Annotated in this window: 19 protein-coding genes and 1 tRNA gene; 15 read left to right on the plus strand and 5 right to left on the minus strand. The window is 28.2% G+C overall.

From position 1 onward, the window contains the following. Nucleotides 1–2,741: hypothetical protein (locus CVV26_01345; protein ID PKL72455.1), on the plus strand; the 2,741-nt coding region annotated here is incomplete at its 5' end. 237 nt (nt 2,742–2,978) lie between these two features. Next, a complete protein-coding gene (locus tag CVV26_01350) occupies nt 2,979–4,178 on the plus strand; it encodes a hypothetical protein (protein PKL72456.1) in 1,200 nt (399 codons plus the stop codon). An 858-nt stretch (nt 4,179–5,036) separates the two neighbouring features. Here CVV26_01350 and CVV26_01355 read toward each other — a convergent pair. The 3 genes from CVV26_01355 to CVV26_01365 all read right to left on the minus strand — a co-directional run bounded on the left by CVV26_01355 (nt 5,037) and on the right by CVV26_01365 (nt 7,565). After that, nucleotides 5,037–5,780, minus strand: coding sequence for a hypothetical protein (locus CVV26_01355; GenBank protein ID PKL72457.1), 744 nt, complete (start codon nt 5,778–5,780; stop codon nt 5,037–5,039). Nucleotides 5,781–5,814: 34 nt separating this feature from the next. Then, nucleotides 5,815–6,261, minus strand: coding sequence for a hypothetical protein (locus CVV26_01360; GenBank protein ID PKL72458.1), 447 nt, complete (start codon nt 6,259–6,261; stop codon nt 5,815–5,817). 1,076 nt (nt 6,262–7,337) lie between these two features. Next, on the minus strand, nt 7,338–7,565 hold the full coding sequence (locus tag CVV26_01365) for a hypothetical protein (protein ID PKL72459.1): 228 nt from the start codon (nt 7,563–7,565) through the stop codon (nt 7,338–7,340). Between the two features lie 219 nt (nt 7,566–7,784). Here CVV26_01365 and CVV26_01370 point away from each other — a divergent pair, with 219 nt between their 5' ends. The 11 genes from CVV26_01370 to CVV26_01420 all read left to right on the plus strand — a co-directional run bounded on the left by CVV26_01370 (nt 7,785) and on the right by CVV26_01420 (nt 18,947). Then, the gene (locus CVV26_01370; protein PKL72460.1) at nt 7,785–8,882 is read left to right on the plus strand and encodes a hypothetical protein; all 1,098 of its coding nucleotides are present in this window, start codon (nt 7,785–7,787) and stop codon (nt 8,880–8,882) included. A 54-nt stretch (nt 8,883–8,936) separates the two neighbouring features. Further along, the gene (locus CVV26_01375) at nt 8,937–9,923 is read left to right on the plus strand and encodes a hypothetical protein (protein ID PKL72461.1); all 987 of its coding nucleotides are present in this window, start codon (nt 8,937–8,939) and stop codon (nt 9,921–9,923) included. After that, the gene (locus tag CVV26_01380) at nt 9,913–10,557 is read left to right on the plus strand and encodes a hypothetical protein (GenBank protein PKL72462.1); all 645 of its coding nucleotides are present in this window, start codon (nt 9,913–9,915) and stop codon (nt 10,555–10,557) included. The genes CVV26_01375 and CVV26_01380 overlap by 11 nt, the downstream gene beginning before the upstream one ends. A 49-nt stretch (nt 10,558–10,606) precedes the next feature. Next, a complete protein-coding gene (locus CVV26_01385; GenBank protein ID PKL72463.1) occupies nt 10,607–11,506 on the plus strand; it encodes a hypothetical protein in 900 nt (299 codons plus the stop codon). A 34-nt stretch (nt 11,507–11,540) separates the two neighbouring features. Next, nucleotides 11,541–12,281 carry a hypothetical protein gene (locus CVV26_01390; GenBank protein ID PKL72464.1) on the plus strand — a complete coding sequence of 247 codons (741 nt, stop codon included), beginning with the start codon at nt 11,541–11,543 and terminating at the stop codon, nt 12,279–12,281. Nucleotides 12,282–12,321: 40 nt separating this feature from the next. Next, nucleotides 12,322–12,393 (plus strand) — tRNA-Asn (locus tag CVV26_01395). Between the two features lie 145 nt (nt 12,394–12,538). Further along, entirely contained in the window at nt 12,539–13,927 is a 1,389-nt protein-coding gene (gene dnaA, locus CVV26_01400; protein PKL72465.1) for a chromosomal replication initiator protein DnaA, read from the plus strand. Nucleotides 13,928–14,064: 137 nt separating this feature from the next. Beyond that, complete coding sequence (locus CVV26_01405; protein PKL72466.1) at nt 14,065–15,099, plus strand: hypothetical protein; 1,035 nt, start codon at nt 14,065–14,067, stop codon at nt 15,097–15,099. Nucleotides 15,100–15,114: 15 nt separating this feature from the next. Next, nucleotides 15,115–16,032: a hypothetical protein gene (locus CVV26_01410; protein PKL72467.1), complete on the plus strand. Its 918-nt coding sequence runs from the start codon at nt 15,115–15,117 to the stop codon at nt 16,030–16,032. Between the two features lie 192 nt (nt 16,033–16,224). After that, entirely contained in the window at nt 16,225–18,651 is a 2,427-nt protein-coding gene (locus CVV26_01415) for a phosphoenolpyruvate synthase (GenBank protein ID PKL72483.1), read from the plus strand. A 41-nt stretch (nt 18,652–18,692) separates the two neighbouring features. Then, on the plus strand, nt 18,693–18,947 hold the full coding sequence (locus CVV26_01420) for a hypothetical protein (GenBank protein PKL72468.1): 255 nt from the start codon (nt 18,693–18,695) through the stop codon (nt 18,945–18,947). A 54-nt stretch (nt 18,948–19,001) separates the two neighbouring features. On the opposite strand, the gene CVV26_01425 is transcribed toward CVV26_01420, so the two are convergent. Both CVV26_01425 and CVV26_01430 read right to left on the minus strand, forming a co-directional pair. Beyond that, nucleotides 19,002–22,517: a DNA polymerase III subunit alpha gene (locus tag CVV26_01425; GenBank protein ID PKL72469.1), complete on the minus strand. Its 3,516-nt coding sequence runs from the start codon at nt 22,515–22,517 to the stop codon at nt 19,002–19,004. Nucleotides 22,518–22,547: 30 nt separating this feature from the next. Then, nucleotides 22,548–22,874 (minus strand): hypothetical protein, encoded by a 327-nt coding sequence (locus tag CVV26_01430; protein ID PKL72470.1) that lies wholly within the window; start codon nt 22,872–22,874, stop codon nt 22,548–22,550. Between the two features lie 276 nt (nt 22,875–23,150). On the opposite strand from CVV26_01430, the gene CVV26_01435 reads away from it, so the two are divergent. Together CVV26_01435 and CVV26_01440 are read left to right on the plus strand one after the other, a co-directional pair. After that, the gene (locus CVV26_01435) at nt 23,151–24,386 is read left to right on the plus strand and encodes a hypothetical protein (GenBank protein ID PKL72471.1); all 1,236 of its coding nucleotides are present in this window, start codon (nt 23,151–23,153) and stop codon (nt 24,384–24,386) included. A gap of 3 nt (nt 24,387–24,389) precedes the next feature. Continuing rightward, complete coding sequence (locus CVV26_01440; GenBank protein PKL72472.1) at nt 24,390–25,691, plus strand: hypothetical protein; 1,302 nt, start codon at nt 24,390–24,392, stop codon at nt 25,689–25,691. Nucleotides 25,692–25,703: the final 12 nt, after the last annotated feature.

The raw sequence follows: 25,703 nt of genomic DNA on the forward strand, positions 1-25,703 counted from the left end.
AAGATATAACAATAAAAAGCAATGTTATTATTCAGAAAAAACTTACTGTTCAAGGCGGAGCAACTTCTCAATTTAATGGCGCGTTAAAGGTTTTAGGGGGTGGAGATGAAAAAGGTTTAATGATTGGTGATGCTACTTTGAAGTTAACAACAGATCAAAATTTAATTTATGGAGTAATAAAAGCCGATTCTGTTGGCAATTTAATGCTTTTACAAACAGGTGCTGGGAATGATAAATTTAAAGTTGATAAAGATGGAAATGTTACAGCGACAAAATTTAATGGAAATTTAACTGGAAATGTTACTGGATCTTTAACTGGCAATGCAACTTCAGCCACAACCGCTACTTCTGCAACAACCGCTACTTCTGCAACAACCGCGACAAATTTAGTAGGCGCGCAATGGAGTATTCCTTATCAAAGCACTACAAATATTACGGCTATGTTGGCATCAGTAGCCGAAGATTCTGGCAAATTTTTAAAATCCAATGGAGCAGGAGCTCCTACTTGGGCGACTGTTGCAGCTGGATCTCAAACTCCTTGGACAAGTGATATTAACGCCAATAGTAAAAATCTTTCTAATGTAGGAAACATTAGCTTGCCGGATACAACAGCAACAACGGGTATAATTAAAGTTGGCACAGATAGATTTATTCATAATTTTGGGACTAATAATGTTTTTGTGGGTAGAAATGCTGGAAGTTTGGAAATAGAAGAAGGGACTGGAAAGAATAATTCTGCATTAGGCAGTTCAGCTCTTTCTTCGCTCGTTAACGGCGATAATAATATTGCTATTGGAACTTTAGCTCTTCAAAATAATGCATTTGGCAATAATAATATTGCAATAGGAGTTAAAGCTCTTGATGGTTATTCTTCTGATGGTGGTGATAATGTTGCTATAGGAAATTCAGCTCTTTTAAAAGCTGAAAGTGGTAACTTTAATACTGTTCTTGGATCTAATGCAGGACATTTTAATTATACGGGAAGTAATAATGTTCTTTTGGGTTATCGAGCGGGATATGGAGCAGCAAATAGAAATTTATCAAATAATGTTCTTATTGGATATAAAGCTGGTTATACTATTAATAGTGGAGACTACGGTACAGGAGGCATTGGCAATATAATTATTGGATATAATCAGGATGTGCCAACCCCAATAACTAGTTATCATCTTAATATTGGCGGGTTAATTTATGGAGATTTACTTAAGGGCAATGTCGGGATTGGGACAACAGGACCACTCGCGTCTCTTGAAGTAAAGCGAAATACACCGGATACAAATTTTGCCGCATGGATTGAGGGAACTGATGACAAAAATTATGGGTTGGGAGTGAATATTTTAAATACAACATCAAACAAAGCCATCGCTGATTTTAGATCTGGCAATGTTTCAAAACTTTTCATCAGAGCGGATGGTAATGTCGGCATTGGAACAACAACTCCGAGAGCGTTTTTTGAAGTAAAACAAAATATAGCGAATATGAGTTTTACCGCATGGATTGAGGGGGCTAATGACTACAATGATGGGTTAGGAGTGAGTATTTTAAATACAGCATCAAACAAAGTCATTGCTGATTTTAGTTCTGGTAATGTTTCAAAACTTTACATCAGAGCAGATGGTAATGTCGGAATCGGGACAAGAGTACTGAGGAGAAAATTAGATATAAATGGAGATTTAACTACAAATGGTAATCTTTTAACTCAAATAGAAGGTGGTGCGTATTTTGGTAAAGTTGGGATTAAAGAAAATCAATGGGGTTTGAGTAATTACGGCAATACTTGGACAGCAACAGGTTCAGCAAAAAAGAATTGGTGGGCAGTTGCTATGTCTTCTGACGGCAAAATCCAGACAGCTGTTATTAATGGTAGTGACTACATCTATGTTTCTTCTAACTATGGTAACACTTGGACAGCAACAGGTTCAGCAAAGTATTGGTTAGGAATTGCTATGTCTTCTGACGGCAAAATCCAGACAGCTGTTGCTTATGGTGGCTACATCTATGTTTCTTCTGACCATGGCAACACTTGGACAGCAACAGGTTCAGAAATGAATTGGTTAGGAATTGCTATGTCTTCTGACGGCAAAATCCAGACAGCTGTTACTTATGGTGACCACATCTATGTTTCTTCTAACTATGGTAACACTTGGAAAGCAACAGGTTTAGCAATGAATTGGCAAGGAGTTGCTATGTCTTCTGACGGCAAAATCCAGACAGCTGTTGCTACTGTTTGGGGCGGAAGACAAATCTATGTTTCTTCTAACTATGGCAACTCTTGGACAGCAACAGGTTCAGTAATGAATTGGCAAGGAGTTGCTATGTCTTCTGACGGCAAAATCCAGACAGCTGTTACTTATGGTGGCTACATCTATGTTTCTTCTGACCATGGCAACACTTGGACAGCAACAGGTTCAGTAGTAATGAATTGGCGGGCAGTTGCTATGTCTTCTGACGGCAAAATCCAGACAGCTGTTGCTTGTGATGGTGGCCAAATCTATGTTTCATATGCAAATTCGTTTATAAATGGTAATGTTGGGATAGGGACAACAAATCCTCAAAGTGCTTTACATATTCCGGATGGTAAATATATTCAAATTGAAGATAATAATACAGGAACTCCACCTGTGGCAGATTGTGATAATAATAACGAAAGAGGAAGAATAAGTATTGACACAACTAATAATCGTCTCTATATTTGTAATGGAGCGTCAAGGGGTTGGGATTATATTCCTTTAACAAATTAATCACAAATTTATTTTTTTTGGGCATTTAGTTTTTTCCCCTATCCTTGGCATTTGTTATTTTTATTGGCTAATTTAAACAAAAAAAAATAGCTATTTTACTATAATAGCTATTTTTTTATTACAATTTTTTTATTTCTAATATGTTAACACAATGAAAAAAAGTGAGACCCTACATAAAATTGTGTCTGGCATAGTTAAAATGTATAATTAATTTTTATTAATTTAATTTTAAAAACTATGCAAGACAAAAATAATAAGACAACAAAAATTTTAGAGAAAAGTATTAAAAGTTTAAGAGAAAATTTAGATTCATTATCAATGGATAAGTTTATTGCAACAACTATTGAATCTTTAATGAGTATAGAAAGAGATGAATATTTGGAAAAAATTAATGATCCAAAAACAGATAAAGGAAATGGATATTATGGAAGAGCTATGAAAAGTCTTTCAAGCAATTCTCTTGTTGTAAACATTCCAAGAACAAGAGCAGGTTTGTTTTCTCCAGCAACATTAGAATTGTTAAAAATAAATAGAGGAAAGGTCGATGAAATTGCTTTGTCTTTATATAAAAGAGGAATGACCTCGCAAGACATTCAATCATTTCTTGATGAAGTTTTTGAAGAAGGAATGTCTCCAGCTAAAATATCAAATTTAGCGGAAACGTTTAATAAGTTTAGAGTTGCTTGGCAAAACGCAAAACTTGAAAAACATTATAAAGTTGTTTTTGGTGATGTTATTTTTATAACAGTAAGAAGAGATAATGAATATACAAAAGAAGGCGCTTTTGTGGCTTATGGCGTAAGAGAAGATAATCGTAGAGAATTGCTTATTTTAGAGCTTAATCCGACTGAAGGAGCTATATTTTGGGGTGAATTATTAAAAGATTTAAAAGAAAAAAGAGGTGTCGAAAAAATAGATTTATTTGTTGCTGATGGGATTCAAGGATTAGAGGATGAAGTATTAAAATATTTTCCTGAAGCAGAATTTCAAAAATGTGTTGTTCATAAAATGAGAAATATTTTAAACAAAACTAGACCAAAAGAAAAAACAGAAATAGCAGAAGATTTAAAAGAAGTTTTTGATAATTTTGATAAAGATGCTACTATAAAGAAAGCTTTGGAAAAAGTAAATAATTTTTTGAAAAAATGGAAAAATAAATATCCAAATTTTAAAAATTATTTTAAAGAAGGAAACATAGAATATTATTTTACTTACATAAAATTTAATCCTGTTGTAAGAAGAATGATTTACACGACAAATAGTCTTGAAAATTTAAACAGACAAATTAGAAAAACAACAAAAAATAAATTATCATTTGAATCACCTGAAAGACTGCTTGATTATTTATTTATGATTATTAAAGAATTTGAAGAAAAAAATTATATGAAATATCCAGTTTCAAATTATAAATATTTTAAGAAAATTACAAAAAGATAAAAAAGCTAGACACACTTTTATGAACGGTCCCAAAAGTTTTTTGAAAATAGGAGGGAAAAATGTGAAATAATAATAATATTACAAGCGCAACACTTTGTCAATGGTTATTTAACTTAAAAGAAAAGGAATCACCATTCATCCTCATTTTTTTTGTTATCTCTTAATAAAGATGGAGGTTGTGTAAAAATTTTTGACAAGTATTTAAAATAAGACTACTAACTTATTTAGTCCATGGAACAGTCTATGGACTATTGGCTAAAATTAGTCCAAAAGCAATCTCTTTGTTCTTGTATTTGTATTTTTATTATTTTAGTCCATAGAACAGTCTATGGACTATTGGCTAAAATTAGATAAAATTGGCTAAAATTAGATAAAATAATTTGGGTTTAATGGTTAAAAATGGTTGCTATAATAGTTAAATTTGTTTTATTATTAGAATAAATATTAAATTTATTATTAAAACATTTTAACTATTATGACAAAATTAATTATACATTTTTACTATGCTAGACACAATTTTATGTAGGGTCTCAAAATATATAACTAAAACCGGGTTTTAATTTAAGACCCGGTTTTAAAAATGATCCAAATTTATTTTAGAAATTTATTTAGTCCATGGAACAGTCTATGGACTATTGGCTAAAATTAGATAAAATAATTTGGGTTTAATGGTTAAAAATGGTTGCTATAATAGTTAAATTTGTTTTAAGATTAGAATAAAATAATATAATTTGGATTATTTTTTTTCTTTTTTTCATCCCCACCGTGTTAACACAGTGGGGGGTGGAGTTATGGGTTGGGGTGTTGTGAAAAAAATTAATTTTAATTTAATCACTAACCCCAACCCTATTTTTTCCCCTATTCTATCCTCCTTGGGGAGGCTGGGTCGGTGCAGTTAATTATTGCATCAACCATTCTTTCCCCCCCTCTCTGAGAGGTAAATAAGTACGAGATCTTAACGATCCCCCCTTTTACCTCAAGAATACGACAATTATTAGGGGCTGTCCAGTCGCCCCCATTAACTTCAAAAAACGAAAACTGCATGGTGGTCAGATCCACTATGCAGAGGCCGGCTTTTTCACCGGCCTTACCTCCCGTTCCTACTCCTATGTAGGCACGGGTTCCATCCACCACGATGGAAAAGCCAACTCCAGGAATAGAGAGCTGGCCTGTCAGTAACGGAGTATTAGGGTCGCTGACGTCGACCCGCAACAACAGATTATTGCCCTTTGTTAAAAGGGCACCCCCATCTGCTGTCGCAATATAGGCTATACTGCCTATATTAATCGCAATTTGGGGTATTTGATAAGAGGGTACCCCAACCCTTGCCAAGTCGAAACTTGGCTCTCTTGGCTCAGCATAAGCGACCCATTCGTCGCTTATCCTTGCCTTCGGTACCACCACCACTGACGGTGGAGGCAACATACCGTGGTCAACTACCACGGTAGTTCCATCCGGGAGTATCAAGGGAGCGAGTTCTGGCGGAACTCGCAATTCCTTTGCTTGCTGGTAGATGGCCCCAGCAAGACTTTTCGCATTGGCTGGGGCAATGGCCCCAGCCAACAACGCTACTGTTACTACGCTAACTAATAACTTTCTCATTTTTTTTGTCTCCTTTTAATTTAAATTTTTTGGGCTAGAAGAAAAAAAATAGCCCAAAATTTAGAATTTTTTCTTCGGTTTTTTTTTCATCTCCCACGCCAGAGAGATTTAAAAAAACCTTGCCATAATCTATGTTTAAAAAAATTTTTTTGGTGAATTTGAGCTCAATTCCTCCAAAAAAATTTTTTGAATCTGTAGATCCACTTATTTTGTCGCCTTCATCATTGACGACTGTGAATCTACCTTTACCTACTCCCATCCCGGAGTAAAAAATTACCCTCCAGGCGGGATTAAGGCGGTAGATACCTCGGATGGTACCTACTAGAACTCCAGGAACAGCGCTTCCTTGGAGTTCTACGCCAAGATGATCAAGAATGATCACCTTGGCATTAAGTGAGTCGAGTCCAAACCCGACTCCACACATAATATTATCATCGGAAGTGGCATAGGCTGGCGCAATTACCAGCATCATCAATGCCATTACTACTACGCTAACTAATAACTTTTTCATTTTTTTATCCTCCTAAGACTTGAATATACCGCTATAAATCTAGCGGTATTGTGTTTGAAAAGAAATTTTTTTTATGCCATGTTTAGGGGTCGTATCCCCAAACATTAAATTCTTATTTTCAAACAAAATACCACTCTTTTGTCAATCTATTTATTCACTTTTGTGTTACCATATTTATGGGTGTTGAAAATTTATAGTTGATTATTTTTTTCTTTTTTCGTCCCCACCGTGTTAACACAGTGGGAATTTAAAATTTATAATTTTTTAAATTATTAAAGGATGAATTTTCTCTTTATTAAATAATTAGAAAAGGTTTCTGATTATTTAGCAATGAAGAAAAAAGAAAAAAAATAACCTCTATTCGCATAATAAAATAGGCAAAATTTGTCTGACAAATTTTACACTTGAAATATTTTGTCATTCCCGCCCTTGATGAAACTCGTGGCAGGTTCCAAAGGGAATCCAGAGAAGACTGTCATCCTCGCGAATGCGGGGATCCAGATTTAATTAACTTATGAAACCTGGATTCCCGTTGTCACGGGAATGACAGAAAGAGAATAATCATTCAAATTCCGATACAATAAAATAAGCCTTTTCACACATTTAAGTCTCCCTGATAGAGTTTGCCCCGTTGAATAACTGGGAAAAATTTAGAGGGTTTCTGTTTTTAAAATCCCCCAACCCCCTTTATCAAGGGGGCTAATCAATTCTGTCTCCCTGATAAGGGGGATTAAGGGGGTTTCTTTTTCTTTGTAATATTCAAATTCCGATGCAATAAAAATTATTTTATTGATAATAATCGTTGATATCAATAATTTCAATTGTGCGTTTTTCTCGAAAAATAAAAATTACCCTATACTTATGATTAATTCTGAAACTCCAGATTTTCATTTGTTTTGGTTCAAGAAGTTCTGTTTGCAAACTTGGATAAAAAGGATTTTCTTCAAAAAATTTCTTTTGTTTTTCAAATTTTTTTTAAGATTTTTCTTTTTAAGATATTTTTCAATATCTGGATGAATAGGGAAAATTTTCATTATTTTTTAAAATTATATAAAATAAGATGAGCGTTTTAATCCTTTTTCTAAACTTTTTAAAAAATCATCATTATATTTATTTGTTTCTTTAAAAGAATTTATAATTTTTTTTGTATTTCGGATAGGAGGAGAAGCAAAAATATCCTCTTTTACTACTTGTTTAAAATATTCAAATCGAAAAAAATTTTCAATTAATTTTTGATATTCTTTTTTCGGAATAGTAATAGTTTGAGTGTTCATAGAATTTTATTTTTAAAATATTTTTATTTTTAGATATAATTTTTAAAAAACTTATTATCATATTTTTAACACAAAATTATGCTTTTGTCAATCTATTTATTCACTTTTATGTTAACATATTAGCCCAGCTTGGGAGCATGTTAATAGTTGGTTAGAATTATTTTATATTATATGTTATATTTTATTGATAAAAATTAAAATATATTATATAATCTAATTATGTTAAAATCATTTCTTTCAAAAGAACAAAATTATTTGGGCGTTGATATTGGAATGGGCAGTATTAAAATAGTGGAATTAAAAAATAATAAAGGTAAACCGCAATTAGTTACTTATGGGTTTGTTGAGCAGAGTGCGGATATTATTCATGATAATTCCGAAGAAGCAAAAAAATATATTGCTTCTTTAATTTTAAAAACTTGTAAAAAAGCCGGGGTATCTACTCAAAAAGTAATTACTGGGTTGCCTACTTTTTCTGTTTTTAATTCAATTATAAATTTGCCTTTAATCTCCAATAAAGATTTGCCTGCGGCAATTAAATGGGAAGCTAAAAAATTTATTCCTCTACCAATAGACGAGGTAATTTTGGATTGGAAAATATTAAAAGAAGAAACTTCTAAAAAAAATAAAACAAATTTAGTTGAATCTAATTTAGATCAAAAAGAAATAAAAACAAAAAAAGGATTGCGTATTCTTTTGACAGTTGCGCCTAAAAATTTAATTAAAAAATATGTAGATATTTTTAAAGAAATTAATTTTGAACTTTTAAGTTTAGAAACGGCATCTTTTGCTCTTACACGTTCTTTGGTTGGATATGATTTAAATCCAATAATGATCGTTGATATAGGGGCGGCCATAACAAGTGTTATTGTTGTTGAAAAAAGTGTCCCTATTTTAAATAGAAGTATTGATGTGGGAGGAATTTCTGTAACGCAAGCCATTGCTAATAGTTTAAATATTAATTCTAAAAGAGCGGAACAATTTAAACGTGATATAGGAATATCATTAAATGATTCTACACAGGAAGGAACTTCTAAAATAATTCAAACTATTTTAGATAATATTATTAATGAAATTCGTTATACAATTGAACTTTACGAACATCAAGGTTTAAAAAAAATAGAAAAAATTATTCTTACTGGCGGTTCGGCTTATCTTCCAAATTTACCTGATTTTTTTTCTAAGGTTTTAGAAAAAAGGGTTTATGTTGGGGATCCTTGGTTTCAAACTATTTATCCTTTGGAATTAAAACCAGCCTTAGAAGAGATCGCTCCTCGATTATCAATAGCCATTGGTTTAGCAATGAGAGAAATATAAGAAATTATAAATTATAAATTATAAATTAAATTACAAATTAAATTATAAATTTTTATGCAAGATCCAAATTTATTACCTGACGAATTAAGAAAAAAAGAGGAGGAATTAGAAAAAAGAAAAGTTGAAATAGAGCCAGAAAAAATAAAATTAAGCAATCCAAAGGAAAGATTAATAATGAATAAAGATAAAAACAGATTTTTAAATAAAATTAAATCTTTTTTCTATAAAAAATCAGAAAAATTTAAAAATGAAGAAATTCAAGACGTTGTTTCAAAATTAAAAAGAGAAGAAAAATTTAGAGAAAAAGCTTCTTTTTTGGCTTCGGCTCCTTTACAAAAAATGCCTGATAAAAAAATAGAACAAAAATTAACAGAGTCAGCAGAACAAATTAAAAGAGAAAAAGAAGATGATCAAACTTCAAAAGGAATAGAAATTAATTTAATTCCCGAAGAAATGAGAAGTTTTGTTAAGCCAGTGAAACAGATGAAAGATTTAGGAAAAATTTTTATAGGAAGTGTTGTTGTGGTGGTAATATTTTGCGTCGGTTTATTTTTTTATAAAATAAACATTGATGATCAACTTCAAAATATTCAAATACAAATAAAAAAAATAGATAAAGAGTTAATTAATTACAGCGAATTTAAAGAAAAAGATCAATTAGTTCAAATGAGAATAAAATTGACTCAAAAATTAATAGATAACCATATTTATTGGATGGATGTTTTAAATTTTTTAGAAGAAAATACTATAAAGGATATTGTTTATACTAATTTAAATTGTAATTTTGATTTATCTCAAAATAATGATAAAGCTGGAACAATAGCAAAAATAAGCATTGAAGGCGTAGGTAAGGATTTTATTAGTATAAAAAATCAATTATTAATATTTCAAAAAGCTACAAATTTTGTAAAAAAAGTTGAAATTAGCGAGCTTTTATCTACAAAAGAACGAAAGAAAAAAAAGGAATCAAAAGATATAGAAGGCATTGGATTTAAAATCGATATAGAATTACAACCCGGAATTTTGCAACATGCTTATTAAAAATAAATTAATTTTTATGAATCAATTTCAACAAAAAATTACAATAATTTTTGTTCAACATTTTAAGGTTTTTTTTCTTTTAACAATATTAATAGTTTTTGGATTAGGATATTTTTTATTTGTCAAACAATTTTATTTAGAATTAAAAGAAAATAGAAAAAAATTAATAGATTTAAAACAAAATGAATTAATATCAAAAGCAAAAGATTTAAAAAATTTAAAAATCTTAAAAGAAGAATATCAAAAATTAGAAGGATTGGAAGTTCAAAAATTAATGGCTATTTTACCATTTAAAAAAAATGTTCCAGATCTTTTTAAAGAATTAGAAAATATAACACAAAAAAGTGGAGTAACCTTGCTTTCTTTAGATATTATTGAAGGGGGAGCAATAGATATTTTAAATACCAGTGGAAATGAAAATGAAATTAAAGCCACAGAAATTTCTAAAATCGAAAGTAAAAATCTTAAAAGTCTTGATATCTCAACGGAAATTGGAGGATTAAATTATTATACTTTAAAAGTGTTTTTAAATAATTTAGAAAAAAATATTCGTTTAATAGATGTAATTTCATTTAATTTTAGTCCAAATGAAAAATCTCAAAAAATAAATTTAAGGACATACTATTTAGAATAACTTTTTAGAAATTTTAAATAATAAATTTTAAATTATAAATTAATTTTGTATGTTTAAAAAAATATTTCTTTTATTTATATTAATACTTATTCCTATAACTTTAACAGGATGTATTTCAATAAATATTGGGAAAAATGAGGAAAAAATTAATAAAAAAAATATTCCTAATGAATCTAATGAATCTAATGAATCTAAAAAATCTAAGATTCCTTTATTTCTTTATTCGTGGTTTAGTGAGTTAGAACAACCAATAGATCAAAGGGTGGCTTTTCAATACAAAGCAATTCCTCGTCATCCAAAATTTCCTCCCTCGCCTACCAATATTAATGTTACAGATCCTAATATTGGAACAATTTTAAATATTAGCTGGATTAATCCAAAAGAAATTATTTTTAAAAATATTCGAATTTATAGAGCAATAGAAAAAAATAAGTTAGGGGAGTTGATTGTTACTTTAGATGGAAAAACGACATTTTTTCAAGACAAAGAAGTACAAAGAAATATTTATTATTATTATACTGTTCGTTCGGTTGTTTCATGGGTTGATCCTAATGATCCTAAAAATGTTAAAGATCAAGAATCAGATAATATTGATCAAAAATCAAGCAGGGCAATAGATAAAATTCCTCCTTTTCCTCCAAAAGATATTCAAATTATTACTGGTCAAGAAAGTAGCAGTTTATTAATTAAATGGATTAATCCTGTGGATGAAGATTTTGATCATGTTCAAATTTATAGATCAGAAATGCCTAATAAAATAGGAATGTTAATTGGAAGCAATATTAAAAATTTATCTTTTCAAGATCGAGAGTTAAAAGATAATTTTTCTTATTATTATATATTAACCGCAGTAGATAAGAGTGGAAATGAATCTTTAATAAAATTAATAGACACAGGGAAAAAGGATCCTTTTAGATCTTTTGATAAGGAAAAAGAAGAAATAAAATAACCAAAAAATTTTTCTAATTTTTAATTTTTAATTTATGGCTGAACTATTTAATATAATTTGTTATCAACCAATTTACAATTTATTAATTTTTTTATATAATGTAATTCCTGGAAATAATTTAGGAATAGCAATAATTCTTTTGACAATAATTATTAAATTACTTTTGAATCCTTTTTCTTTACAAATGATAAAATCGCAAAAAGCGCTTCAAGATTTACAACCCAAAGTGGAAGAAATTAAAGAAAAATTTAAGGATCAAAAAGAAAAAATGAGTTTAGCAATGATGGAACTTTATAAACAAGAAAAAATTAATCCTTTTTCTTCTTGCTTACCATTATTAATTCAATTTCCTTTTTTAATTGCTATTTTTCATGTTTTTCAAAACGGGTTTAATGTTATAAATAAAGACATTCTTTATCCATTTATTTCTAGTCCAGAAAAAATAAATTCTATTTTTTTAGGAATAAACTTGTCTCAGCCTAGTAATTTTCTTGCTATTTTAGCTGGTATTGCTCAATTTTATCAAACAAAAATGATGATGAGTAAACAGCCTCCTTCTGAAGTGGCAAATACAAAAGAAGCTAAAGATGAGAGTATGGCCGCAATGATGAATAAACAAATGCTTTATTTTATGCCAGTTATGACTGTTTTTATTGGGTTTACTTTGCCAGCTGGACTTACTTTGTATTGGTTTGTTCTTACTTTATTTATGGTTATTCAACAATATTTATTTTTTAAAAAACCAAAGAATGAAAAAACAATAAAACTTAAGTAATTATAAATTATAAATTTGTAGCTAAAAACGGCTATTAAATTCCGGGGTAGCTCAGCGGTAGAGCAGTTGGCTGTTAACCAATTGGTCGTCGGTTCGAATCCGACCTCCGGAGTTTAGTAGCTGTTTTTTTATTGAGTTTTTCACATTTCATACACATTTTCTTCACAAAATTAGTTGTTTAAAATTTTAAATAATATTTTTATATGTTACTATCTGAAAATATTATTTAAAATATTTTTATTTTAATCAAAATAATTATGGATAAAAAACAACTTTGGGAAGCGGTTTTAGGAGAATTAGAATTAATTATTAGTAAGGCAAATTTTAGCACTTGGTTTGAAGATACTTTTATTTCTTCTTGGCAAGGAGATGAGGTTACTATTGGAACTCCTAATGCTTTTACTCTTGCATGGGTAGAAAGAAAATATCATAAGGCAATTATTCAGGCCTTAGAAAATATTACTGATCATAAAATTAGAAAAATAATTTATAAAGTGGAATCAATAGAAAAATCTAAACCTCAAGAAGATGCTTTTTTTCAAATTAATGAGAAAATGCCTACACAAACATCTGTAAGAGAAGATCAAGAGCAAAAAGAATTAAAAGAACAAGAAATTAAAAAACAATTTAATTTAAACTCTAAATATTCTTTTAAAAATTTTGTTGTTGGAACAGGGAATGAATTGGCAGTTGCGGCCGCTTCATCAATAGTTAGACAATTAGGAATTAAATATAATCCTCTTTTTATTTATGGAGGAGTAGGATTGGGAAAAACTCATTTAATGCAAGCAATTGGTAATGAAATTTTATTAGAATATCCAGAGAAAAAAGTTTTGTATGTTAATTCAGAAAATTTTGCTAATGATTTTATTAAATCAATAAAAATAAATAGAACAGAAGAGTTTAAAAAAAAATATAGGGATGTAGATATTCTTTTAATGGATGATATTCAATTTATTGCTAATAAAGAAAGAACACAAGAAGAATTTTTTCATACTTTTAATTCTCTTCATGGACAAAACAAACAATTAGTTTTTACTTCTGATAAACCTCCAAAAAATATTCCTGCTTTAGAAGAACGGCTTATTTCTCGTTTTTCAATGGGGATGATTGCAGATGTGTCTCGACCAGATTTAGAAACCAGAATAGCAATTTTGCAGGCAAAAGTTAAAGAACGTCAATTTAATTTAGATAAAGAAATAATTCAATATTTAGCAACAAATATTCAAACTAATATTAGAGAATTAGAGGGAGCTTTAAATAAAATTGTTGCTCAATATGAACTTGATAGACAGCCCGTTACTTTAGAAAGCACTAAAAATGTTTTATCAACCTTATCTTCTAGATCATCTGATAAAGCTGTTAATTCTAGAGAATTAATTAAAATTGTAGCGGATTTTTATAATATAAAAATAGAGAGTTTAACTGGAAGTTGTCGAAAAAAAGAATTAGTTAATCCTAGACAAATAGCAATGTATTTATTAAGAGAAGAATTAGAAATGTCTTTTCCTGCAATTGGGCAAGAATTTGGCGGTCGGGATCATACTACAGCAATGCATGCTTGTCATAAAATTAAAAAAGTTTTAGAAAATAATAACAGAGTAAAACAAGAAATAGAATTACTTAAACAAAAACTTTATTTATAAATAAAAATAAAAAAATAATTTAATGCTGGGATATGAACTTTTGACATTAAATAAAAATAAGATGTCAGGATTGATTTTTTAATTGATTTGGTATAAATTAGTATTATTTTTTACTAAAATTTTAAATTAATTTATTTATGTATAAATATTCAATTATTCCGCAAGCAAAACAAAAAATTAATAAAACATTAAAAGAATTAGGCATATCTATTTTAGATAAAAATTTTACAATTAAAAGAAATATAGAAAATAAAAAACGTTTTTTTATGCCTATTTGTGCTGACAAACAAGGTCGAAAATATTTTTTTAAAGCCAGATTTCAAAATACAGATGAATTATTAGTAGCCTTAAAAAAAGAAATTGAATTTAATAAAAAAATTACCCCAGTAATTTCTTCAATTGAACCTCATTTCATTACTCCTGGAGTACTAAAGACAGGAGAAGACAAGGATGGTTATGTTTGGTTTTGTAGAGAATGTTATGAAGAAAATTTTGCTGGCACAATGGATATTGATTCTGGCATAACAAAGGATTTTTTAAATAAATGTTCTTCCAAAAGTTTTGCTTTAGAGCTTTTTTCTTTACAAAAAGAAACTGTGAAAATTAAAAAAATAATGCGATTGCATTGTCATAATCATCATTGGTATATGGCTGATTTTGGTTATTATTGTCATACAAAAATTCTTCAAAAAATAATTCCTAAAGAATTAAAAATAATAAAAGAGTTACTTGAAAAAAATAGAATTTTATTAAATAGAAACGCAAATTATTTAACACATGGCGATTTTTATCCTAATAATATTTTACTTTCAGATAATCAATTAGTAGTCATTGATTGGGAATTGATTCATTTAAATAATCAGGCTTTTGATTTTACTTTTATTTGGATGAATGCCTTTAGAAATCATGAATGGCAACGAGAATTTTTTAAAACATATTTTCAAAAAGTAAAAGACAAAAAGAAATTTAAAAAGTTATTTAAAATTGTCGCATTAACTCTTTGTTTACGTTTTTTGCATCATGCTTATATTACAATAAAGACTTTTAATAAGGGCTATAAAGAAAAATTAATTTCGCGCGGATTTACTATAAAACAAGTTCAAAGTACAGTTAAAAATGCGCGTGAAGCACAAAAAGCGCATCTTGCAGTTTTAAAAAAATTAATTAAATAAATTTAAAAACCTTTTATGAAAAAATCTTTTATTGATCTACATATGCATTCCGTTTATTCTGATGGAATGTTGGAGTTAAATCAAATTATCGAAAAAGTCAAAAAAGAAAATTTTTCAACATTTTCTTTAACTGATCATAATACAATTGCAGGAGTTGAAAAAATGATTGCGTTGGGCAAAAAAAACAAAATAAGAGTAATTCCCGGAATAGAATTGTATACTTTTTTTCAAAATAAAAAACTTCATTTGTTGGGTTATAATTTTGATTTAAAAAATAAAGAATTAAATAATTTAACTTCTCAGGCACAAATAAACCATTATAATTGGGGTGTTGAGACTTTAAAGCAAATGGAAAAAATTGGTTTTAAAATCGATTTTAAAGAATTAGATAAGATTAAATTAAAATATTTTGGATTTATTCATTTGAAAAATATTTTAATGAAATTTTCAAAAAATAAAAAAAGAATGATTGAGGATTTAAAATTAAAACAAAGGGCAAAGGCAATGAAAATAAAAAAAATTCCAAATCCAGATCTTTTTGAAATGATAAATTATTATTTTATTAAGGGCAAACCAGGATTTGTGCCTGGAGAACATTCGGAAATTTCTACTTGTTTAGCAATAAAAACAATTTTAAAAGCTGGTGGAATTCCTGTTTTGGCTCATCCGGGGCAACAATTATCTTATGATGATGATAAAATAATTTTTGAATTAAAACAAAAAGGATTGAAGGGTATTGAAGCGATTACTCCCTATCATTCATGGCATCAAATTGAACATTATCAAAAATTAGCCAATGCTTTAAATTTAATAATTACTTTTGGCACTGATTTTCATTGCGATCTTATTGACCTATCTTTAAAAAATCAACCCATTAAAAATCAATGGAGTTATTTTAAAATGTTGGAAAAAAATTTAGGATTAAGCTTTTAATTTTGGCTCTGTCATTTATAAAGGGTAGCTCATTACACTTGGTAAATTACCAATAAATATCTAACATTAGAAATACAGTATTAATTAAAATTTGCAATACTTTACAATATTAATTTTATTATAGGGATATTGTTAAATTTTATTAATTTATATATAATGGATTTATTATTTAATTTTAAAATTTTAAAATTTATGAAAAAAAAATATATTCATTGGTTTAAAGAAATTGGAATTAAAGATGTTCCTTTGGTAGGAGGGAAAAATGCATCTTTGGGAGAAATGTATCAAAATCTTGCTAAAAAAGGGATTAATATTCCTAATGGTTTTGCGGTTAGCGCTAAGGCTTATTTTTATTTATTAGAAAGCGCCGGGATTAAAGATAAAATAAAAAAAATTCTTTCTGATTTAGATACAAGTGATATGGAAAATTTAGCCGAAAGAGGACATCAAGTTAGAGAAACTATTTTGAAAGCAAAATTTCCAGAAGATTTAGAAAAAGAAATTATTCAGGCTTACCAAGAATTATCTAAAGAATTTTTTTCAAAAGCTATAAATTGTCAAACAGATGTAGCAGTAAGAAGTTCGGCAACAGCTGAAGATCTTCCTGATGCATCTTTTGCTGGACAACAAGAAACTTATTTAAATGTTAAAGGCGATTACGCATTATTAGAGGCTTGTAAAAAATGTTTTGCTTCACTTTTTACTAACCGCGCTATTTCTTATCGAGTAGATAAAGGGTTTGATCATTTTTCTATTGGTTTATCAATTGTTGTTCAAAAAATGATTCGTTCGGATAAAGCTTGTTCTGGAGTTGCTTTTTCTATTGATACAGAAACTGGATTTCAAAATGCAATTTTGATTAGTGGTTCATGGGGGTTGGGAGAAAATGTTGTGCAAGGAGCAGTCAATCCTGATGAATTTTTTGTTTTTAAACCTACTTTAGAAAAATTTAAACCAATTTTAAATAAAAAATTAGGCGCTAAAACAATAAAAATGATTTATAGCCAAGAGGGGAATAAACCAGTTAAAAATATAGAAACAAGTGAAGAAGAAAGAAATAAATTTGTTTTAAATGATGATGAAATTTTACATTTAGCTAAATGGGTAAAAATAATTGAAGAATATTATAAAAAACCAATGGATATTGAATGGGCTAAAGATGGAGTAAATAATCAGCTATATATTGTTCAGGCTCGTCCAGAAACAGTTCAATCTCAAAGAAATGTTAATATAATTACAACCTATAAATTACAAACTGTAAACTGTAAATTATTATGTAAAGGGGCTGCAGTAGGATCAAAAATTGGACAAGGGAAAGTTAATGTTATTAAAAATGTTCATGAGATTAAAAATTTTAAAAAAGGAGAAGTTTTGGTCACTGAAATAACTGATCCAGATTGGGAACCAATTATGAAAATTGCCTCAGCTATTATTACTAATAAAGGTGGACGTTGTTGTCATGCGGCGATTGTAAGTCGTGAATTAGGAATTCCTTGTGTTGTTGGAACGCGAAATGCAACTCAAGTTTTAAAAAATGGACAAGCAATTACAGTTTGTTGCGCTGAGGGAGAAATTGGAAAAGTTTATCAAGGAATTATTCCTTTTAATATTCAAGAAACTAATCTTAAAAAATTTAAAAAGCCAAAAACAAAAATTATGATGAATATTGGCGAACCAGAGCAAGCTTTTTCTTCAAGTTTTATTCCTAATGATGGAATTGGTTTGGCGCGCGAAGAATTTATTATTAATAATTTTATTAAAATACATCCAAATATATTATTAGCCATTGATAAAAAACAGCCAATTATTAATAATAAAAAAATTGATAAAGAAACCTTGGGAAAAATTGAAGAAATTACACGAGGTTATAAAAATAAATCGCAATTTTTTGTTGATAAATTAGCAGAGGGAGTAAGTATGCTTGGCGCTGGTTTTTATCCTAAAGATGTTATTGTTCGTTTATCTGATTTTAAATCAAATGAATATGCTAATTTAATTGGCGGAAAATATTTTGAACCAGAAGAATCTAATCCAATGATTGGTTGGCGTGGAGCTTCACGTTATTATAGCGAGCAATATAAAGAAGCTTTTGCTTTAGAATGTCAAGCAATAAAAAAAGTTCGCGAAGAAATGGGTTTAACAAATATTATTGTAATGGTTCCGTTTTGTAGAACTATAGAAGAAGCAAAAAAAGTTTTATTAGAAATGAAAAAAAATAAATTAATTATTAATGCTTATAAATCATCAGCTAATAATTTAAAAATATATATGATGGTTGAAGTTCCTTCAAATGTTATTTTAGCTAAAGAATTTGCTAAAATTTTTGATGGATTTTCTATTGGGAGTAATGATTTAACCCAACTTGTTTTAGGAGTTGATCGTGATTCAGAATTAATTAGTCATGTTTATGATGAAAGAAATGAAGCAGTAAAAATTTTAGTTAGAGATGTAATTAAAATAGCTAGACAAAGTAAAGTAAAAATAGGATTTTGCGGACAAGCACCTTCAGATTTTCCAGAATTTGCTAAATTTCTTGTTGAATGTGGAATTGACAGTATATCTTTAAATCCTGATTCAATAATAAAAACTACTTTGCAAATTTCAAAAATGAAAAAATAAGTAGTTTGTAATTTTATTTTATATTTTAACTTCTAATTTATATGTTTTGGTCTATTGTTATTGGTTTATTAATATTAGTGTTTGGATCTTTGTTGGTAATAAAAACAGAGTGGTTTCTTCAAATTGTTGGAAGAGTAGATTGGGCAGAAAAATGGTTGGGAGTTGAAGGTGGAACTAGATTATATTATAAATTATTAGGAATATTATTTTGTATTATTGGATTTTTAACAATGACTGGACTTTTAAAATCAATTGTTTTGAATTTGGTTGAACCATTTTTTGGAGGATTTAGATAATAAAAAATATAAAAGTTAAATAATAATACTTTTTTCATGGTCATTAGAGACGGTTTAAGAAAGAATTTTTAATTTTTTAATTTCTTCTTTTATTTCTTCATTAAAATTAATAAATAAATTTGTGTAAATTTTTTGGCTTTGACCATTATTTACATAATTAAAATAAACTTGTTGTTTGCCAGGGCAATTGATTAAAATATTTTTTAATTTTTGAATTAAAATTTGATCAGTGGCAGGGGAGATATTAAAACAAACAGACGGGAAAGTTTCTATTGGTTGTGTTAAACAATTTTTTTGTTCTTTGGATTCTATAGAATTTAATTGTCTAGAGCTGAATTCTCGATAATTTTTTTTTTCATAAATAAAATTTTTGCATTTTTTTACTAATTGTTGAATATTTTCTTCTGTTATTTCTTTGGCTTCATCGGCGATAAGTTTAATATTTCCATCTTTATCAGATAATTTTCCTTGGATTAAAATCATTTTATTCTCTTGCCAAATTTCGGAATTATTTTTTAAAATTGTCGGAAACACTAAAATTTCTAAAGTTTCAATCCCATCTTCCATTGTTACAAAAAGCATTAATTCTTTTGATTGACGAGTATAAACTTTTTGTATTTTAGCGATTAAACCAGCTGTTTGGATAAAATTATTTTTATAAGTGACTTTTTTAAGTTCAGAATAAATAGGAAAATTAAATAATAATTTAAATTTTTCAAAGGGATGTTTTGAAACATATAAACCTAATAATTCTTTTTCCCAAGTGAGATTTTGTTTTTCATTTGTTAATTCTGTTGTTTTTAAATTTAATTTAGGCAAAGTATTTAAACAAAGAATATCAAAAAGATTAATTTGATTTGAGTTATTTTCTTTATTAATTTTTCGACCATAATTTAAAATCTCTTCTAAATTTTCTAAAAATTGAATGCGTTCTCCTAGTTGATCAAATGTGCCACATTTAATCAAGCTTTCTAATGATTTTTTATTTAAATCTTTATGATTAACTCTTTGCATAAAATTTTCCATGCTTTCAAATTTTCCATTTTTTTTCCGTTCTTCAATAATTGCTTCAATTATTTTTTTTCCAACATTTTTTATTGCGGACAATCCGAAACGAATAATTTGTTGTTTATTTAATACAATTACTGTAAAATCGGCAAAACTTTCATTAATGTCTGGTGGCAAAACTTTAATTCCCATTTCTTTGCATTCCATAATTTCTATGGCTATTCTATCGGCATTACCTTGATCAGAAGTAAGAAGGCTGGCCATAAATTCACAAGGAAAATGAGCTTTTAAATAGGCTGTCCAATATCCGATAAGAGCATAACAAGTGCCATGGCTTTTATTAAATCCATAACCGGCAAAAGGTTCAATAATAAGGACAAAAACTTTGTTGGCGATTTCTTGAGAGATTTTATTAGCAACACACCCTTTAATAAATTTTTCTTTTTGTTTAATTAAGAGATTATGGATTTTTTTCCCCACAGCTTTTCTTAAAATATCTGCTTCTGCCAAAGTAAATCCAGCCAATGTTTTGGCAATTTCCATCACTTGTTCTTGATAAATACAAATGCCATAAGTTTTTTCTAAAATGGATTCTAGTTTTGGATGTAGATATGATGTTTTCTTTTTCCCGTGTTTTCCATTTATATAATCAGGAATCCATTCAATTGGTCCGGGTCGATAAAGAGAAATCATAGCGATAATGTCTTCAAAATTATTAGGCTTTAGTTGCTTTAAATATTTTTTCATTCCGCTACTTTCTAATTGGAACACGCCAGTTGTTTTTCCATCTTTGAAAAGTTTAAAAGTTTTTTTATTATCAAGAGGAATTTGGTTTAAATCAATTTTTATATTATGAATCCATTTAATTAATTTAATTGTTTTTTGTAAGATTGTTAAATTTTTTAAACCTAAAATATCGATTTTAAGTAATCCTAAATTTTCAACAATATTCATAGAATATTGTGTGACAATTGTTTCATCGTCTTGATGAGGATGTTGTAAGGGAACATAATTGTTAAGAGAATTTTTAGTAATAATAATTCCGCAAGCGTGAGTAGAAATATGACGAGCCACGCCTTCTAATTTTTTAGAAATTTCAAGCAATCTTTTGATTTTTGGGTCAGTTTCAAAAAATTCTTTTAATTCTGAAACATTGTCAATGGAATCTTGAATAGAATGTCCGAGAATTAATTTAGCAATTTTATCACAAAGACTATATTCTATTCCTAAAACTCGACCACAATCACGAATAGACGCGCGTCCGGCCATGGTTCCAAAAGTGGCTATTTGGGCTACATGGTTTTTCCCATATTTTTTTTCTATATATCCTATTACTTCATTTCGACGATCATCGGCAAAATCCAAGTCAATGTCAGGCATACTGATTCTTTCTGGGTTTAAAAATCTTTCAAATAATAAATTGTATTTAATTGGATTAATTTCTGTGATATTTAAAACATAGGAAACCAAACTGCCTGGCGCTGAACCACGACCAGGACCAACAAAAATTTCATTTTTTTTTGCCCAATTAACAAAATCTTGAACAATAAGAAAATAAGAGGCAAAACCTGTGGTTTTAATTATGTCTAATTCATATTTTAAGCGAGACAAAATTTCTTCATTACATTGAGGAAATTTTTCTTTTAACCCTTGATAACAAAGTTTTTCAAGATATGTGTTTGCGTCAAAATCTTTTGGAACATCAAAATGTGGCAAGAGAATTTCTTTTAAGGGAATTTCTAAATTACACAGTTCTACTATTTTTTGTGTATTTTCAATGGCTTCGGGCACATCTTTAAAAGAATCAATCATTTGTTCTTGAGAACGCATTGAAAAATCTTCCCCAACAAAAGTCATTCTATTTGTGTCTGCTATTTTTTTTTGAGTTTGAAGGCAAATAAGAATATCTTGGGCTTCCGCATCTTCTGGTTGGAGATAATGAACATCATTAGTTGCAATTAATGGAATGTTTAATTTTTTTGCCATTTCTATTATTTTTTGGTTAACAGTTATTTGGGCTGAAAGGCTAGGGTGATCTTGAAGTTCTAAATAAAAACTATCTTTGCCAAATAATTTTTGATATTCTAAAGCGATTTTTTCTGCTTTTTGATAATTTTCTGCTAAAATAGTCTGCGGAATAGCGCCTTTTAAACAACCACTTAAAGCAATTAAACCTTCGCTATGTTTTTTTAATAATTCATTGTCAATACGGGGTTTATAATAATATCCTTCTAACCATGCTTTGGATGTTAATTTAATTAGATTTTTATAACCTTGTAAATTTTTAGCCAAAAGAACAAGATGATATTGTTTGTTATCAATATTGGGTCTTTTATTATACATTCCATCAGTGGCGACATAAAATTCAACGCCAATAATTGGTTTTATTCCTTGCGCTTTTGCTTTTTGGTAAAATTCTATTACCCCATACATATTTCCGTGATCAGTCAAAGCCAAAGAATTCATATTTAATTTTTTTGCGTATTCTAAAAGTTCGTCGATTTTTGGTAAACCGTCGAGTAAACTATAATGGCTATGAATATGAAGATGAGAGAAGAGCATAAAGAAATTTTATATTTTTAATTTCTTGCATTACTGATTTTTATTTGTATTTTTTACTTTTATTTTTATCTTTTTATCCTCTTTTTCTTGTTCTTTTTTTTCTTTGATATGGTCAATAAGAGCGGAAAAACCATGCGAAAATAATGTTAAAAAGGCGCCCATAGAAGTTACTCTATTTTTTAATGCTTCAATTAATTCTCCAAAGGCTTCAATTTTTCGATTGACATTTTTTGTTATTTTATAGGTATCGCGAAGCATTGCGATAAAATAGAATAATCCCCAACAAAGTAGGATTGTTATCCATAATGCGCAAAAAGCAAGAACAATAAATAATAAATCTTGGCTTGTTTGAATCATAAAATTATTTTTATCGCAGAATCACGTGGATTTTTACGTGGATATGCAGATAAATTAAGAATTAAATTTTTGAATTCGACCTTTAAAATTATTTTTTAAAAGCTAAAATAAAAAAAGCTAGGAAACTATTTTATATTTTAGCTTTTTTTTAAAAAAAATTAAAGAGGGCTAAAATTTTGTCTAAGCAATATACTAATTTAAATATTAATTTAATTATTTTAAAATTTTAAAAATTATTGTATACTTAAAATATCTTATTTTATTTTTATTATTATTATGATGGATATTGTAATATTTGGGATGAATAATTTTTCAAGATGGTTTGAAAAAGAAACATTTAATCGTAGCGCATATATTTTGAAAAATTTATTAGAAGATAAGCGAATTGGAAAAGTTCTTTATATTGATTTGTTGCCTTGCACAAAGAAACAAGGAATTAAAAGTTATATTCGAAATCAAATTCAAGCACCTCAAAAAAAAATTATTTATCGAGATGTTTTTAGTATTTGTCGCCAAATTCAATCCGTCAGTTGGCAAACTGAATTTTTAAATATTTCTAAGGGTTTTTTTGTTTATTCAACAATAGATTCTGTTTTTAGAGAAGAAGTAATGATTAAAAAAATAAATAAAATTTTAAAAAAATTAAATTTTAAAAATACAATTCTTTGGTCATGTAATCCAATGTTTTGCGAATATTTTGGCAAGTTAGGAGAAGATGTGTCTTGTTTTGATACAATTGACAATTGGATAGAATATCCGGGATATAAAAATCAAAAACAAAGGCTTGAAAAAAATTACAAATTAATTAAAGAAAAAGCGAATATTATTTTTACTGTTTCCACAGAATTGATAAATTTATTTTTTCAAAATAGAAAAAATGTTTATTGTGTTTCGCAAGGCATTGATTTGAGCAGATTTCAAAAAGAATTGATTTGTCCAGAAGATATGAAACAAATTTCGCATCCGATCATTGGTTGCGTAGGCGTCATAAATAATCGCCTTGATTTTGATTTAATTTCTAAAATAATAGAGAAAAATAATCCGTCAGCTGGCGGATTAAGTTTTGTTTTTATTGGACCAATTTGGCAGGATAAAAATTTAAAATCTGAAATAGAAAAATTATCTCGTTTTGATAATGTACATTTTTTAGGATCAAAACATTTTGAAAAAGTTCCGGCTTATATTAATCAATTTGATGTTTGTTTCACTTTTTATAAAGTAAATTTAAGCACAAAATGTGGAGATTCAATGAAAATGTATGAATACTTGGCTTTAGGAAAACCAATAATAGCAACTAATACAGGGGGAGTAGAAAAATTTTCTAGTTTGATTGAAGTTGTTAATACAGTAGAAGAATTTAGCAATGCTTTAAAAAAATGTTTGAAAGAAAAAGATGAAAATTTAAAACAAAAAAGAATAGAAGAAGTAAAAAGGCATGATTGGAAAAATAAAGTGGAAGAAATGTTGGATAAAATTGAATCATATAAGTCGGTTTCTAAAATTTTAAAATAATATATGAAATTACAAATTAAACAATTTAAATTTTTTATAAACAAGACTATTTTTTTAATGATATTTTTGTTATTGTGTTTTTCGTTTGCTCTGATGCCTATTGGGGTGAATTTTTTTGTTTTTTCTGAAGAGTTGTTAACTAATAAACCAACAAATAATAAACCAATAACTGATACAAAATATAAAAGTGAAGAAATATTAACAATAGAAAAACAAATAAAAGATAAAGCGGACAGAATAAAAGATTTAGAAATGCAAAATGAAAATTATAAAAGAAATATTGAAATAAAAAAAATGGAACAAGTGACATTAAGTGGTGAATTAGAAATGTTAGGAACTAAAATTAGTGTTGTTCAAAATGCTCTTGAAAGAACGCAGTTAAGAATTAAACAAGTTAATTTAGAGGTTCAAGGTGCAGAATTAAAAATTTTAAGACAAGGAGCAAAAATAGAAAATCAAAAAGAAAAAATAGCGGAATTTATAAGATTAATTTATCATTTAGATCAACAGACTCCTTTGGAAATTTTGCTTTTAAATAATTCAATATCAGATTATTTTAATCAAGTAAAATTTGTTAAAAAAATAGAATATCAAATTCAGGGAATTTTAGATGAATTTCAAGTAAATAAGCAAATTTTAAAGGAAGAAAAAAAGAATCTTGAGGATCAAAGATTAAAATTAGAAAATTTAAAAAAAGAACATAAAGAGGAAGGATTAGCATTAGAAGAGCAAGAGAAAACCAAAGAAGTTTTTTTAGAAAGAACAAAAAAATCTGAATCAAGATTTCAGGCTTTACTTTTAGCTGTGAAAGAAGAAACAGAGGAAGCAAATGGAGAAATTGTTAGTTTGGAAAAAAAATTAAGAGAAAAATTAAGCAAAGAATTAGCTAGAGAAAAGGAAACAATTTTTATTTGGCCTGTTTTTAGAAATGTTATTACATGTAAATTTCAAGATCCTACTTATCTTTTTAGAAAATATTTTTCACATAATGCCATAGATATTCGAGCGTCACAAGGAACTTCAATTACAGCGGTCGCTTCTGGTTATGTAGGTAGAGCTAAAAATGCTGGTTTAGGATATAGCTATATATTAATTATTCATAATAATGGACTTTCTACTGTTTATGGACATACTTCAAGAATTTATGTTAAAGAAGGGGATTATGTAAATCAAGGACAAATTATTGGATTGAGTGGAGGAATGCCAGGAACTCCGGGAGCTGGTCAATTTAGCACAGGTTCACATTTACATTTTGAAGTTCGTCTTGATGGTAACCCAGTTAATCCAGAGAAATATTTACCTTAAAAAAGATTAAAA

The sequence above is a fragment of the Candidatus Kuenenbacteria bacterium HGW-Kuenenbacteria-1 genome (assembly GCA_002839745.1).
Taxonomy (GTDB): domain Bacteria; phylum Patescibacteriota; class Patescibacteriia; order UBA2591; family PGYQ01; genus PGYQ01.

Bases quoted from the DNA above. Each gene is read 5' to 3' on its own strand.
- dnaA (PKL72465.1), top strand. From the start codon at position 12,539: ATGGATAAAAAACAACTTTGGGAAGCGGTTTTAGGAGAATTAGAATTA.
- CVV26_01410 (PKL72467.1), top strand. From the start codon at position 15,115: ATGAAAAAATCTTTTATTGATCTACATATGCATTCCGTTTATTCTGAT.
- CVV26_01415 (PKL72483.1), top strand. From the start codon at position 16,225: ATGAAAAAAAAATATATTCATTGGTTTAAAGAAATTGGAATTAAAGAT.
- CVV26_01425 (PKL72469.1), bottom strand. From the start codon at position 22,517: ATGCTCTTCTCTCATCTTCATATTCATAGCCATTATAGTTTACTCGAC.
- CVV26_01370 (PKL72460.1), top strand. From the start codon at position 7,785: ATGTTAAAATCATTTCTTTCAAAAGAACAAAATTATTTGGGCGTTGAT.
- CVV26_01435 (PKL72471.1), top strand. From the start codon at position 23,151: ATGATGGATATTGTAATATTTGGGATGAATAATTTTTCAAGATGGTTT.
- CVV26_01385 (PKL72463.1), top strand. From the start codon at position 10,607: ATGTTTAAAAAAATATTTCTTTTATTTATATTAATACTTATTCCTATA.
- CVV26_01355 (PKL72457.1), bottom strand. From the start codon at position 5,780: ATGAGAAAGTTATTAGTTAGCGTAGTAACAGTAGCGTTGTTGGCTGGG.
- CVV26_01365 (PKL72459.1), bottom strand. From the start codon at position 7,565: ATGAACACTCAAACTATTACTATTCCGAAAAAAGAATATCAAAAATTA.
- CVV26_01350 (PKL72456.1), top strand. From the start codon at position 2,979: ATGCAAGACAAAAATAATAAGACAACAAAAATTTTAGAGAAAAGTATT.
- CVV26_01440 (PKL72472.1), top strand. From the start codon at position 24,390: ATGAAATTACAAATTAAACAATTTAAATTTTTTATAAACAAGACTATT.
- CVV26_01430 (PKL72470.1), bottom strand. From the start codon at position 22,874: ATGATTCAAACAAGCCAAGATTTATTATTTATTGTTCTTGCTTTTTGC.
- CVV26_01360 (PKL72458.1), bottom strand. From the start codon at position 6,261: ATGGCATTGATGATGCTGGTAATTGCGCCAGCCTATGCCACTTCCGAT.
- CVV26_01420 (PKL72468.1), top strand. From the start codon at position 18,693: ATGTTTTGGTCTATTGTTATTGGTTTATTAATATTAGTGTTTGGATCT.
- CVV26_01390 (PKL72464.1), top strand. From the start codon at position 11,541: ATGGCTGAACTATTTAATATAATTTGTTATCAACCAATTTACAATTTA.
- CVV26_01380 (PKL72462.1), top strand. From the start codon at position 9,913: ATGCTTATTAAAAATAAATTAATTTTTATGAATCAATTTCAACAAAAA.
- CVV26_01405 (PKL72466.1), top strand. From the start codon at position 14,065: ATGTATAAATATTCAATTATTCCGCAAGCAAAACAAAAAATTAATAAA.
- CVV26_01375 (PKL72461.1), top strand. From the start codon at position 8,937: ATGCAAGATCCAAATTTATTACCTGACGAATTAAGAAAAAAAGAGGAG.